The sequence below is a fragment of the Paenibacillus sp. P22 genome (assembly GCF_000469945.2).
GTDB lineage: Bacteria > Bacillota > Bacilli > Paenibacillales > Paenibacillaceae > Paenibacillus_O > Paenibacillus_O humicus.
Genome location: NZ_CBRA020000143.1, coordinates 16,477 through 30,393 on the forward strand (window position 1 = coordinate 16,477; position 13,917 = coordinate 30,393).

Here is a 13,917-nt window from a genome sequence, read left to right on the forward strand (position 1 = left end):
CCTCTCCGTCATGTTTTGGCCAACAGCTCGTTGCGGTAGGAGGTCGGCGATTTGCCCTCTACCTTCTCGAATTTGCAGATGAAATAGTCCGGGTTGTCGAAGCCGACGCTGCGGGCGACTTCGTACACTCTCATTTCCGTCTGGCGAAGCAGCTTTTTGGCGTTGTGGACCCGAAGCTGCAGCAGATAGTCGTTGAAGTAGACGCCGTAATTCTTCTTGAACAGCTGCCCGAGATAGACGGGATTCATATAAAACCGGGCGGCAATGCTCTTGAGGCTGATGTCCTCGTTGTAGCGGCTGTCGATATACTGCTTGATCTTGACGATATCGCCCTTGGCGTTGCTCTTCCGCAGCCGGCTTGCCATCTCCGAGCTTTCTTCGGCGAACGCTCGGAACAGCTCTCTCAGCCCGCATGGAGAAACCGGATAATCCCTCCAGGACAGAATCGGATCCAGGGAGAGCAGCTCCTTCTCGTCCCCCTGCAAGGAGCGGATCGTGCCGATCGCGCCGAAAACGAAGCGATTGACGGCATTGTGGACCGCGTCCGGCGTATACCGCTTGCTGCGGAACTGGTCGAAAATCCACTCGATGCCCGCATTCCGCTTGTCGGGATCGGCGTCCTCGATCTGCTCCTGCAGACGGGCATATTCGGCCGGCTCGAATTCAAGCCGGCGCAGCTCCTCTCCCTTCAGTCTCCCATAGCCGAAGGTTCTTTTCTCCGGATAGGCGAACTTGAACTGCATCGCATCGAGGGCGGTGCGGTAACCATGCTTGAGCTGCTTGAGCCCTTCAACCTGTTCGCCCAGATAACCGGTGAACAGCAGCCCCGTACGGCGCCGCAGCCGCTCGGCGAGGCGGTCGGCGGCTTCCTCGGCGGACAGCCCGGATGAAGAAGGGAGAACGACCGGCAGTCCGTAGACGCCCGGCTTATGCTCCAGCAGAACGCATGGACGAGGAGTCAGTCCGAGCTGCTCGGCGCAGCCGGCGATTTCCAGCCGCAGCTCGCCCGCCCGCTGCTCGGGCTGCTCCGCTCCCATGAACGACAGGATGCCGTTGGCTTCCAGGATGAGGTAGCAGCAGGAGCCTTCCGGATCAAGGCCGAGCAGCTCTCCATGCCTCTGCAGCTCTTCGCCGGAGCTCTGACCCCGCAGCAGGCTTTCGAGCGCCTTCCGCGATTGCCGGGAGGACCGCTCCCCGGCCTGCTCGTCCTTCTCGATCTGGGAGGCCAGCCCTTGCAGCGCCTCCATCATTTCGCCATCGTCCACCGGCTTCAGGATGAAGTCCCGGACGCCGAACTTGATCGCCTGCTGCGCATAGCTGAAGTCTCCATACCCGCTGACAATGATGAACTTGACGGAATGATTGCCTGTTCCCCGGACCGAACGGATCAATTCCAGACCGCTCAGGACAGGCATCCGAATGTCGGTGATGACCAGATCGGGGGCATGCTCCCCGATCATCCGGAGCGCTTCCTCTCCGTCCTCGGCTTCCGCGCATACCTCGTAGCCGCAGGCTTCCCAATCGATCATGCTCCGCAATCCCTGCCGGGCATAGCCTTCGTCGTCGACCAGCATGACCTTGTGCATCGTATCCCTCCTACGGGTTGATCAGCTCAGGGCAGCATCTTCGTCGGGCATCCAGATGCGGTAGCTTCCGCTCAGCGCCAGCATCGCGAACATATACAGGCAATTGTCATAGTAACGGCGCTCTCCGGTGCGCACGGGCGTATCCCAGAACCGGCGCACCGTATTCAGCGCAAGCTCCCCGCCGGTTGCCAGCGCGGCCATGGCGTTGGTCGCGGCCAGTCCGACCGGATGGAGCGATTTTTCGTCCAGCGGAGTGCCGTCGATCTCATAGCGGCGATAATCCTCGGGGGATTTGTCCGCGAAGAACGATTGAATGCGATCGGCGACCGCCGTCTGCTCCGGATCGGCGCGGAACCATTCGTAGTCCAGGCCGATGTTCGCCGCGACCCGGTACGAATCGCTGAAAAACTTGCCGTAGCCGCGGTCGTCGTTCGGCGTTCCGTCATAATGGGCGTACTCCGGCGCCAGTCCGGTGTCCGGATGGCTGGAGAGATGGATGTACGCCCTGCTGGCCTCGGCCGCTTCCTTCCAGAAGGAGCGGTCCTCCGGATCGGACCAGAGCGCGAACAATTCATAGAAATGGGGCAGATGGTAGGAAGGATCCGAATACTCGCAGTTCGGAATGAACTTGATCAGCTTGTTGTCCCGGTTCCACATCGGATCGCCGGGCCTTCCATCCTCTCCCTTGTGCAGGCAGGCCCGGAGGATGTCCCTCGCCTTGGCGCTGTAATCCAGCGGATGCTCGCCTTCCCCCCAGCGGTTGGCGGCGAAGAAGAGCGCCAGCGCGAAGTATTCCTCTCCGTCCGGCGCCGGGCCGTCCGAGCGCCGCGAGCCGTCCGTATTGCAGGACCAGGCGAAATACCCCTCGCCCCAGCCTTCCTTCATATGCATATATTCATAGGACCAGCGCCAGATCCGGTCGAACACGTCCTTGCGGTCCAATTGCACGGCCATCATCATGCCGTAGGACATTCCTTCCGTCCGGACATCCAGGTTGCCCGTATCGAGCAGATAGCCCTTGTCGCTGCCGGCTTCATAATAGATCCGCGTCTCTTCGCCGCCTTCGAACAGCTTGCTCCACGTCTCCTCCACCCGTGCAGCGATTTCTTCGGACGGATAGCCCGCTTCCATGAACACATTTCGATACGTCCCGGTATGGAACGCTCCGCTGCCTGCTTGACCCATGCTTTCCCGCCTCCTCGTTGAATTTTATTGCCCGTGCTTGCCTTCCGTCTCTACAATACGGTGAATGAATAGGCATCTTCGATAAAATGAACCGGAATTTCGGGAACGGCGGCCTGCAGCCGTTCCGCGAGCAGCCGCATGCCGGGCTCTTCGCTGGCCGCATGCCCCAGCAGCAGCAGCGACCTCCGATCGCCGCGATGCAGGGAATCCCGGACATATTCCGGCGTTTCCCATTCCGGACCTTCTCCGGCGACGACCAGATCGACGCCGGACTCCTCATAGAGAGGCACGGCGACGGATCCGCCGCCTCTGTATCCGACTGCGATGCCGATCCGGCTGCATCGATAATCCAGGCCTCCGATTCCTCTCAGCCAGGGAACGTTCAGCTTGCGTTTGATATGCTCCGCAACGGAGCGGGCCGTCGACGGCTCCGGCAGGCGCACGATCGCCGCCGCCGGCATCACCTGCTCTACCGCATCCCCCCAGCCGAGGCTCGACACCAGTCCTTCCGTGATCCAATCCGGATTGCGCCGATGCGGACCGTCGTGGGAACGATAGACGGCCAGCCCCGCTTGCCGGATCCATTGCCGCTTCAAGCCGGCTGACCGGCTTCCGGCGGACCACTCCGCCCGGTCGTCGTGGCTGTAGCAGATGCCTTCATGGACGACGAGCAGGTTGGCGCCCGCCGCCGCCGCCTTCTCCAGCACGGCCAGCGAGGCGTTGAAGGCGACCGCGACTCCCTTCAGCCCGGCGTCCGCGCTGCCGGCGAGCAGTCCGTCGACGGATGACGCCGGCTGACCCGCTCCCTGAAGCCAATCCATGACATGGCGGACCGTTCTCATGCTCTTCCCTGCCTCCTTCCTTTCCCGGCCGCCCGGCTCTGCAAGCATGGATCAGACTCGAATAGTCCATAACATCAAAAGCTTCGGCCTTCCCGGGACGTCAGAAAATCCTGCGCCCCTTCTCGTCCGGAATGCCGCTTTTGCGGAAGAAGTACGTATTGATGACATCCCGCCACTCGCGGGCATGCTCGGCCTGATGCCGGAAGCGTCCCAGCGTTTCCCCGAAGGCAGGCTCCGGAATCTCGCCCTCCAGACATTCCCACTGCGCAGCCAGCTCTTCCGCTCTCCGGGCTCCATGAAAATGAGAATCGTAAATATGCTGGATGACCGTCTTGCCGGAATGCAGCACATGGCGGTAAGGGACGTGGTGGAAAAACAGCAGCAGCTCGTCCGGGGTCGCATGCTTCTGCTCGAAGCGCTCCCGATTCGGAGGGAAATATTGGGAGGCGTATCCGGTTCCCGTTCCGCTCGTGCGGTCGACCCCGATGCCGTCCCGGTCGGCGAAGTGGTACGTGCCCCACATGGAATATTCATAGCCGTCCACGTCGGGTCCGTAATGATGGTTCGGCTTTACCATCCAGCCGACGCCCAGAGGCGCCGTATAGGCTTCATAGATGCTCCAGGATTCCATCAGCATGGAAATGACCGTCCCAGCCGCCTTGCCCTCGGTCCCGAAGGCGAGTCCGGACCATTCCTCCGCGATCTCCAGAGCCGTCAGCTCCGGATTCCAGGCGAGCCGGCCGAAGCCGTACAGATTCGCCTGTGCGAGCAGATGGCCGGTCCAGTTGTCGTCGTCCCCGATATTGGATACGGCCGCCATGCCTCCGGCTTCGCGGCCGTGCAGCCTGCCGCTGGCGACCGCCTTGACGAAGGACCCTTCGCCGCGCGCATGCGTATCGAAATCGAGCACTTCCTTCCATTGCGGAACGAGATAGCAGAGATGCTTCTGCTGGCCGGTGTACTCCTGGGCGATCTGGAACTCCGCCAGCATGTTCGTGTCCGGCATCGCTCCGAAGAGCGGAGATGCGGGCTCCCTGACCTGGAAGTCCATCGGCCCGTTCTTCACCTGCAGGAAGACATTGTCCCTGAACCTGCCGTCAAGCGGCTTGAAGTGGTCGTATGCGGCTCTGGCCCGATCCGTCTTGCGGTCCCGCCAGTCCTGCTTGCAGTCATAGACGAAGCAGCGCCAGATGACGCGGCCGCCGAACGGCGCCAGCGCATCGGCCAGCATATTGGCGCCTTCGGCATGATCCCGGCCGTAGGTGAACGGCCCCGGCCTGAATTCTGAATCCGCTTTCACGAGAACCCCGCCGAAATCCGGAATATGGCTATAGATGCGGGCCGCTGTCCGGCTCCACCACTGCCGGACCGAAAGATCAAGCGGATCGGCCGTCTCCAGCTCGCCGGTCTCGCACGGAGCGGCGAAGTTGGCGCTCAGATAGAGAGAGATGCCCCATTCCCGGAAGACGCCGGCGATTCTCGCTATCTTCGGCAGATCCTCTTCTCCCGTGAAGCGGGTCTCGCGCGCATGCACGTTGACGTTGTTGATGGAGATGGCGTTGATGCCGACGGACGACAGCAGGCGCGCGTAATCCCGGATGCGGCTTGTATCCTCGGCGATCTGCCCGTCCCGGTAAAAGATGGAGCGCCCCGCGTAGCCGCGCTCGACGCTGCCGTCGCCATTGTCCCACTGGTTGATCATGCGCAGTCCATTGGCGGGAGCTTCGGCGATGTCGAGCCCGGACAGCGGCGCTCCCGCACGGAGCAGCCGGATCAGGTGGAAGGTGCCGTAGAGCACGCCGGCCGCGCGGGAGCCGCCGACAACGATGCTGCTGCCGGCCGTCCGGATCCGGTAGCTCTCACCGGCGGATGCCGCTCTCTCCTCCTCGCTGAACGCCGCCGCAGCCTGCGGACAGCCGCGGAAGGTTCCGAGAACGATGCCTCGGACGCCGTCGGACGGCATTCCGTCCTTCGGAGCCTGGCCGATTAAGCTTTCGACCGCCCGCCTCAGCTCCTCCAGCGCGGATGCGACAGGAGCATCACTCTCGGGAGCGTGGAGACAGGCTGCCCACGATGCGGCCTGCTCCCGCACGGCTGCCGCCGCCGGAGGGCTTCCCAGCCACGCTTCGTAGCCGGTGCCCGGCTTAGCTTCCGCTGAGCGCTGCATTCCGGACTCCCCCTTCCATCGCGGCTGCCGCAGAAGCCGTTTCCCGCAGCCATAGAATGGCCGTCACTCCGCGCGGATAATACTTGCTGCCGATGATCTCGCCGCTCAGAATCTGGTCGCTCCATGCCCAGTAGGACAGCTCCGGATGCTTCAGCCATGCGGCGTGTGCGGCGTCCGCAGCGGCTCCGCGGCCGTCCCATGGGAGGCCGAGAATCTCCCTGGCGATGAATTGGCAGAGATAGATCTTGCTCAGCCAGGAATTGGCGCTCGTCGACGAGAGCTTCCATCCGCCGTCTTCGAACAGGCAGGTTCCCGTTGTGAGCACCGTATCCAGATGCGTCCGCAGCGCAGCGAGGTAGGCGGAGAAGCGTCCGTTGGGATCGAGAGCTTCCCGGTTGCCGGTGAAGTAGGGGAAGATGAGCCCTTCGATGGCCGGGATGATGCGGGAGTCATTGTTCTCCCCGATCACAGCCGGGATATAGCCGCGATCGTTGAGCTGGGCTGCGATCGACGACGACGCCCGGTCCGCCTGCGCTCCGGCTTCGGCGGCGAGCCCGTCAAGCCCTTCGGATGCGAACAGCTTCTCCAGCGCCACGTAGACGGCCCAGCATTTGCCCGCCATATAGATGTTGTTGCGGGACTGGCCGAGCGAGACGTCGAGGCTGTCGTAGGTCGTAATTTCCGCGCCGCCGTCCGTGCGGCTGCTGTCGAGCCCCATCAAGCCGTTGCGCTCGCCCGGCACCGGATGGTCGCGGTTCAGCATGCTCTCGAAGCCGTCCTGCAGCACCGGCAGCATCCGCTCCAGGAAGTCCCTGTCGCCGGTCTGCTCGATGTAGACCGCCGCGCAGCACAGCCAGTTGACCAGCTCCTCATGGCTCATATAGGAGAAGCAGCCCTCGATGCCCGCCAGCTCGTAGGCGGAATGCTGCGGCCGGGAGAAGGCATTGGCTACGCCCATGTCATGCGTGAAAGCGAGTCCGCCGGGATGCTCCCGCTCCTCTCCGGGGAAGCGGACCGAATCTCTATAGCTGTACCTTTTGACGAACCAGTCCAGCTCGTTGCGTACGGTCCAAGGATTCATCTCCAGCTCGTAATAGAGCTGGTCGGCCGTCAGATCAAGCGTATTCATCATCCGGTACTCGCCTTCGTTGACGACCCAGACCGGCTCGCCGTCCGCGTCGAGCAGCTGCGTGCTGCCGTAATAGCTGTGGATGGCGTGGTTGAGCATGAACGCCTGATCGTCCGACAGCCTGCCGCTTCCGCTCCATTTGTCCGCGGCGCGGCACGAGTCGGCCAGCTCGTCGAAATGCCGGAGTGAATAGGCCGCTACGTCTTCGATCCTGGTGAAAAAGCGGGTATAGAAATACGACGTCTCCATGCCCGTCGTCACAACGCCGCCGCGGAAGAAGCACACCGCGAAGCGGAACGTGCGCCGCTCGCCGGCAGGAACCTCCATAAGCAGCGCGCCCGTGCCGCCGAGTCCGAACTGAAGATGCTGGGGATGCTTCGCCGTCAGAATGCTTTCCATCGAGAAGCCGAGGCCGGTCTTGATCCCGGCGTCCGCAGCCGCGGCGATCGCGGTGCACAGGCCTTGGCCGACGCCCGTGAAGGAATCGCCATCGGCTCCGATTCTCCGCATGGCGCTGTAAGGGTCGTTGCCTTCATAACCGAAGAACGCCCGTCGCGCGGCATCGCCGCTGCGGTTGTCGACGGTCAGCTCGGCGAATACCGCCGGCACGAGGGCGGCCTTCAGCTCTTCATCCGATCCCGCGGACGGATCCGGCACGGGACGAACGGGCGACAGAATGCGGAACGTCATGTCCCCTGCTGCCCAGACATCCTCTCCCGCAGCCAGCCTGCGCTTGATTCCGGCCCGATCGAACGTTTGCAGCAGCGCCTGGTCTTTTTTATCCTTTTTCTCCACATCGTAGCGGGCAGCCTCGTCGCCGAGCTCCCCGAAGAAAGGCAGAGCTTCATAATAAGTCCCGTCCCGCGATTGAAGGCCGATATAGACGTTCTGGTCGGCCGGACGTCCAAGCTCAAGTCCCAGTCCTCCCTTGGCGCCGGGAAATCCGAGCGTGAAGCTGGCGAATGCTCCTATCGGAGAATGATGAGCGTTGTAGAACCTGTTGTCGGCCATGAAAGGCAGCCCCTCTCTGAAAGCGATTACTTCCATCCTAGCATGCCGGTTCCGCTTGGGAACATGGTCAAATCCGCCGGATATTTACCCAAATCGCGCCAGAGATTATAATGAAGCCGACGATTCCGAACAAGCACGGGAGGGAAACGACAGATGGCCGATTCCGCCATGCCGCCCGAAGCCGGCGGCAGCATTTCCGAGACAATGTTCCCCGATGTCAAAACGACGCTGAACCTGTTCGGCATCCATAAGAGGAAGGTGCGCGGAGACTGGCAGTATCCCCTTCACCATCACCCCCAGTATGAGATCAACTACCTGCTGGACGGCCGCCAGGTCATGACGGTCGGCGGCGCCGAGTACGCTCAGGGTCCCGGCGACCTGCTCCTGATCCGTCCGGGCGAGCTGCACAACAGCCGCAGCGGAGACGGCAGGCCCTTCACTTATTTCTGCCTCCATTTCGATCTGGACGATCGGCTGTTCCTCCCGATGCTCGGGCGGCTGGAGCAGGTGCTGTTCAAGGAGGACAGCGCGCTGGCGCGCAAGGTGAGCCCGATTCTCCGCAAAATGCTGGAGCCCGAGCTCGATCCGGACTCGCGCTCGGTATCCGCCCGCATGCGGCTGCAATCCGCCGTCTTCGAGCTGTTCGCGCTGCTCTGGGACGCCGTCTCGCAGGAAGTCAGCCAGCTGCCGCCGCGCGCCTACGGCAAGGAGGAGCTGGCCCATGAGATCGCCGGGCGCCTGCAGAGCATTTCCGTCCTGCGTTTCGAGCCGGGGCACGGACGGGACGAGGGGCAAGGCATCCGGGAGATCGCCTCGGAGCTCGGCATCAGCGTCTCCCATTGCGGCCGGGTGTTCCGCGAGGTGTACGGCCAGTCTCCGCGCGCATACTGGTCCTCGCTCGTCCTGCATGAATCCAGGCATCTGCTGTCCGACTCGAAGTATTCGATCCAGATGATCGCCGGCATGCTCGGCTATCGCGACATCGCCCACTTCAGCCGCCAGTTCAAGCGCTGGACGGGCTTTTCTCCATCCGAATACCGAAAGCAGCTCCATGTTTGATAAAGAAAACGCTGTCAAACTGGTATGGTAGTATGGTAGTATCAAAAGGGAGGAGGCGATACCGCCATGAACGAACCCCTCGGCACCCGCGGTTCATCCGCACGCGACATCGTGTACGCCGGCTTGAGAGAACAGATCCTCAGCCTGGAGCTGCCTCCCGGAACGGCTCTGTCCGAAAAGGACTCGGCCGCCGCCTTCGGCGTCAGCCGCACTCCCGTACGGGAAGCTTTTTTGCGGCTTGCTCAGGAACAGCTGGTTCAAGTGCTTCCGCAGCGCGGCACCTTCGTCTCGCTGATCGACCCGGAGCTCGTGGAGGAAGCCCGCTTCATGAGGGAGCAGCTGGAGAGAGCCGTCATTCGGCTCGCCTGCGCCGGCTTCCCTCCGCTCTCGCTCTCCGCGCTGCGGGACAATCTCGCCGCCCAGCAGGATGCGATGACGCGGCTCGACGACCGCAAGCTCTTCGAGCTCGACGAAGCGTTCCACCGCACGCTGTTCCAGGGCTGCGGCAAGCTGAACACCTGGTCGGTCATCCAGCAGATGAATCTTCATCTGAACCGGGCCCGCTTGCTCCGGCTGGCGACGGATCCCCATTGGAGCCATCTGTACGAGCAGCATGCCGCCATGGCGGAGGCGATCGCCGATGGACGCGAGGAAGCGGCCGACGACCTCATGAGGCAGCATTTGCGGCTCGGCATCGCCGACCAGGAGCTGCTCAAGAAGGAATATCCGCACTATTTCAAGCCGGAAAAGGAGAATGCCCAGTGAAAATGAGCTTCCGCTGGTTCGGCGAAGGCAACGATACCGTCACCTTGAGCCAAATCAGGCAAATTCCAGGCGTCACCGACATCGTCTGGTCGCTGCACGATATTCCGGCCGGAGAGGAATGGCCGCTGGACCGGATCCTCGCGCTCCGCGATCAGGCAGCGGCGCATGGCCTCGGCATCAATGTCGTCGAGAGCGTCAACATCCACGAGGACATCAAGCTCGGACTCCCGAGCCGGGATGCCTACATCGAGAACTACATAAAAACGATGGAAAAGCTGGCCCAGGCCGGCGTGAAGGTCATCTGCTACAACTTCATGCCCGTCTTCGACTGGCTGCGCACCGATCTTCATCATCCCAGCGGAGACGGCTCGACCGCGCTGTTCTATGAGAAGAGCCGAATTGAAAACGTCGATCCGTTCGAGCTCGTCCGGCAAATAAACGCGAATTCCACGCTCACGATGCCGGGCTGGGAGCCGGAGCGCCTCTCCCATCTCGCTTCCTTGTTCGAGGCGTACCGCGGAGTGACCGAGGAGCATCTCTGGGATCACCTGAAGTATTTTCTCGACAAGGTCATCCCGGCAGCGGAAACGCTCGGCATCCGGATGGCCATCCACCCGGACGATCCGCCATGGCCGATCTTCGGCCTGCCGCGCATCATCACCGGTCAGGACAACCTGCGCCGCTTCCTCGCTCTCCATGACAGTCCCGCCAACGGCATTACGCTGTGCAGCGGCTCGCTCGGAGCGAACCCCGCCAACGACATCGTGGGCATGATCCACGAATTCGCGGACCGCATTCCGTTCGCCCACATCCGCAACGTCAAGGTGTTCGACAACGGAGATTTCATCGAGACTTCCCACCGGACGCAGGACGGAACCGTCGATATCGCGGGCATCGTGAAGGCTTACCACGACATCGGCTTCGACGGTTACGCCCGCCCGGATCACGGCCGCCATATCTGGGATGAGCAATGCCGTCCCGGCTACGGACTGTACGACCGCGCGCTCGGCATCATGTATTTGTGGGGCCTGTGGGACGCGGCAGGCTACCGGGCTCCGTCCGCCGCGAAGGAGGGACACGCTTCATGAGCCAGCTTCCGATGCATTCTTCTCTGGAGGGCAAAACCGTCGTCATTACAGGCGGCTCAGGCGTGCTCTGCCGGGTCATGGCGCTGGAGCTCGGCCGCCAGGGCTGCCGCGTCGCCGTCCTCGGCCGCAGCCTCGACAAGGCGGCTGCCGTCGCCGATGAAATCTCGGCAGCCGGCGGCACGGCCATCGCGCTCTCCTGCGATGTGACCGATCCCGACAGCGTCGCTGCCGCTGCCCTGTCCGTGCTGGAGCGGCTCGGTCCATGCGACATTCTCGTCAACGGCGCCGGCGGCAACCATCCCAGCGCCAACACGACGAACGAGATTTTCCGCCCCGGGGATCTGGAAGACGAGAAGACGGTTTCGTTCTTCGATCTCAGCGTCCAGGGCTTCCGGAACGTGTTCGACCTCAACATGGTCGGAACGCTCCTTCCGACCCAGACGTTCGCCAGGCAGATGCTCGGACGTGGCGGCACCGTGCTCAACGTCTCCTCCATGAGCGCGCCGTCCCCCATGACCAAGGTGCCTGCCTACAGCGCCGCCAAAGCTGCGATCAACAACTGGACGCAGTGGCTGGCCGTCCATATGGCCGAGTCCGGAATCCGCGTCAACGCCATCGCTCCCGGCTTTTTCCTCACGGAGCAGAACCGCGGGCTGCTGCAAAATCCCGACGGGAGCTGGACGGAGCGGTCCGGCAAGATTATCGCCCATACGCCGATGCGCCGCTTCGGCGTTCCGGAGGATCTGCTCGGCACGCTGCTCTGGCTGCTCGACTCCGAATCGTCCGGCTTCGTGACCGGCACGGTCGTGCCGGTCGACGGCGGGTTCATGGCTTATTCCGGCGTCTGATAAGAATACCGTCAAGGAGCATCAGGCTGGATCTCGCCGGATGCTCCTTTTTCTCGGCATGTCCACGAACTAATCCCTCGCTCCACCCATTCGTGTAAGCGCTTCACTGTGACTCTTAAATGTACCATCTCCATCCCCATCCGCGACATGTCTTTCCTTATGCTTTCTTGTCTTCATTTGTGCTAATATCTTCCAATTAAACCGCCGAATACCACATCTCATTCCATTTTTAGCGGGTGCATTATGGACTATAATACGAATTGCCCCCAGTAAAGCGCTTTCAAAAATGAAATCGAAAGGAGGCTCCGCAAAACCTGCCTGGGTTCAAGCTGACTGCCGCTGCTGCATTCGACACCCGCACATCCAATCGTAAAGGAGAGATTCATTGATGAGCATGAAAAAATGGCTGAACCGCCTCGCCTTGTCCGCCATCGCCTTGGCGCTTGCCCTGCCGCTGCTGTCCGCCCCGCCTGCCCGGGCCGCGGCCAACGGCTTCTATGTCAGCGGCAGCTCGCTGCTCGATGCGAACGGCAGCAGCTTCGTCATGAGAGGCGTCAACAACCCGCATATCTGGTTCGACAGCCAGGCTTATGCGGCTCTGACCGACATTGCGGCGAAAGGCGCCAACACGGTGCGCATCGTCTGGAGCACGAGCGGCACCGCCAGCCGTCTCCAGCAGATCATCGACCGCTGCAAGGCGCTCAAGATGGTTTCCGTCATCGAGCTGCATGATGTGACGGGAAGCAACGACGCGGCCAGACTGAACGACATGGCCAAATACTTTGCCCGAAGCGACGTCAAAGCCGTCTTGAACAGCAACGAGAAGTACACACTCGTCAACATCGCCAATGAATGGGGCGGCAGCGACCTGAGCGACACCGCTTGGCGCGACGCTTATCAGACCGCGATCTCCACGCTCCGGGGCGGCGGCATCAACAATACGATCGTCATCGACGGCTCCGGCTGGGGTCAGAACTCTTCCCCGATCAAAGCCTACGGCAAAACGCTGCTCAACTACGATCCGAAGCATAATGTCATGTTCTCCATCCATATGTACGGGTCCTGGAACGACTCCAGCCGCATCGGCACCGAGCTGCAGGCGATCAAAAACCTCGGCCTCGCCGTCACGGTCGGAGAATTCGGCTACAACTACAACAACGGCAGCAACAACCTGGGCTGCAAGGTGAACGCCCAGGAAGTACTGAACCAGGCGCAGGCCAAAGGCATCGGCTACCTGGCCTGGTCATGGACGGGCAACGACAGCGCGAACGCCTGGCTTGATCTGGCCAGCAGCTCCGACTGGAAGACGCTGACCTCCTGGGGCAGCCTCGTATTCAACGGCACGAACGGCATCGCCTCCACGAGCAAGAAAGCGACCGTATTCGGATGAGCCGCTGAAAAAGTTGTCGCTGCGTGCGTGAATCATTCTTCCGGCCCCATTCCTTTCTCCAGAACGATTCCGCGCCCTTCGCTTGTTTTTCAGCAGCCTCTAGCCTGATCTCTGTCCTATCTGCATCCGGCGGCCGAACGATTGCGTTCGGCTGCCTTTTTCTTTTTTTTCAACATCTCTCCGGGCTTCTCGTTGGTATAATGAGAGGACAGCTTTTAGGGGAGGTAGATGCATTTGAATGCAATCGCGGTATTTTGCGGATCCAGCATGGGCGCCAGGCCGACCTATGCCGAAGGAGCGGCCAGACTCGGCTCGGAGCTGGCGCGCAGGGGCATCACCCTCGTCTATGGCGGGGCAAGCGTCGGCATCATGGGAGTGCTTGCCGATTCCGTTCTGCAGGCGGGCGGTCAGGTCATCGGCGTCATTCCAACGATGCTGGAGGAAAGGGAGATTTCCCATCGAGGACTGACCGAGCTGATCGTGGTCGGGTCCATGCACGAAAGAAAGCTGAAAATGTCACAGCTCGCGGACGGATTCATCGCGATGCCCGGCGGCCCGGGCACGATGGAAGAGCTGTTCGAGATCTTCACCTGGGGACAGCTCGGCCTGCACCGCAAGCCGATCGGCTTGCTGAACGTGGACGGCTACTACGACGGACTGATCTCTTTCTTCGGCCATATGAACAAGGAGCAGTTCCTCCAGGACAAATACTTGTCGATGGCGCTGTCGGATTCCGACCCGGCCTCGCTCCTGGACACATTCGCTGCGTATACGCCTCCGGAGGTCAAGACGTACATCAAGAAAAGCCAGACGTAACCGCCGAACGGCACGGCTCCATCTATGCAGG

Annotated in this window: 11 protein-coding genes; 6 read left to right on the plus strand and 5 right to left on the minus strand. The window is 61.8% G+C overall.

Annotation, left to right across the window (positions count from 1 at the left end; translation table 11 throughout):
* Positions 1-8 precede the first annotated feature (8 nt).
* The 5 genes from BN871_RS18870 to BN871_RS18890 all read right to left on the minus strand — a co-directional run bounded on the left by BN871_RS18870 (position 9) and on the right by BN871_RS18890 (position 7,920).
* Entirely contained in the window at positions 9-1,586 is a 1,578-nt protein-coding gene (locus tag BN871_RS18870; protein ID WP_048748339.1) for a response regulator transcription factor, read from the minus strand.
* A gap of 21 nt (positions 1,587-1,607) precedes the next feature.
* Positions 1,608-2,771: a glycosyl hydrolase family 8 gene (locus BN871_RS18875; protein WP_021879107.1), complete on the minus strand. Its 1,164-nt coding sequence runs from the start codon at positions 2,769-2,771 to the stop codon at positions 1,608-1,610.
* Positions 2,772-2,821: 50 nt separating this feature from the next.
* Complete coding sequence (locus tag BN871_RS18880; protein ID WP_048748340.1) at positions 2,822-3,613, minus strand: Nif3-like dinuclear metal center hexameric protein; 792 nt, start codon at positions 3,611-3,613, stop codon at positions 2,822-2,824.
* A 100-nt stretch (positions 3,614-3,713) separates the two neighbouring features.
* A complete protein-coding gene (locus BN871_RS18885) occupies positions 3,714-5,780 on the minus strand; it encodes an alpha-glucuronidase family glycosyl hydrolase (protein WP_048748341.1) in 2,067 nt (688 codons plus the stop codon).
* Positions 5,758-7,920 carry a glycoside hydrolase family 52 protein gene (locus BN871_RS18890; protein ID WP_048748360.1) on the minus strand — a complete coding sequence of 721 codons (2,163 nt, stop codon included), beginning with the start codon at positions 7,918-7,920 and terminating at the stop codon, positions 5,758-5,760. The genes BN871_RS18885 and BN871_RS18890 overlap by 23 nt, the downstream gene beginning before the upstream one ends.
* 153 nt (positions 7,921-8,073) lie before the next feature.
* Here BN871_RS18890 and BN871_RS18895 point away from each other — a divergent pair, with 153 nt between their 5' ends.
* The 6 genes from BN871_RS18895 (at position 8,074) to BN871_RS18920 (ending at position 13,886) form a co-directional block, all read left to right on the plus strand.
* Complete coding sequence (locus tag BN871_RS18895; RefSeq protein WP_048748342.1) at positions 8,074-8,979, plus strand: AraC family transcriptional regulator; 906 nt, start codon at positions 8,074-8,076, stop codon at positions 8,977-8,979.
* Positions 8,980-9,045: 66 nt separating this feature from the next.
* Positions 9,046-9,744: a GntR family transcriptional regulator gene (locus BN871_RS18900; RefSeq protein ID WP_048748343.1), complete on the plus strand. Its 699-nt coding sequence runs from the start codon at positions 9,046-9,048 to the stop codon at positions 9,742-9,744.
* Positions 9,741-10,832, plus strand: a complete 1,092-nt coding sequence (gene uxuA, locus BN871_RS18905) for a mannonate dehydratase (RefSeq protein WP_048748344.1) — start codon at positions 9,741-9,743, stop codon at positions 10,830-10,832. Before BN871_RS18900 ends, uxuA begins: the two co-directional genes overlap by 4 nt.
* Positions 10,829-11,680: an SDR family oxidoreductase gene (locus BN871_RS18910; RefSeq protein ID WP_048748345.1), complete on the plus strand. Its 852-nt coding sequence runs from the start codon at positions 10,829-10,831 to the stop codon at positions 11,678-11,680. The genes uxuA and BN871_RS18910 overlap by 4 nt, the downstream gene beginning before the upstream one ends.
* Positions 11,681-12,068: 388 nt before the next feature.
* Positions 12,069-13,070, plus strand: coding sequence for a cellulase family glycosylhydrolase (locus BN871_RS18915; RefSeq protein WP_127507736.1), 1,002 nt, complete (start codon positions 12,069-12,071; stop codon positions 13,068-13,070).
* Between the two features lie 234 nt (positions 13,071-13,304).
* Positions 13,305-13,886, plus strand: coding sequence for a TIGR00730 family Rossman fold protein (locus tag BN871_RS18920; RefSeq protein WP_157060338.1), 582 nt, complete (start codon positions 13,305-13,307; stop codon positions 13,884-13,886).
* Positions 13,887-13,917 lie beyond the last annotated feature (31 nt).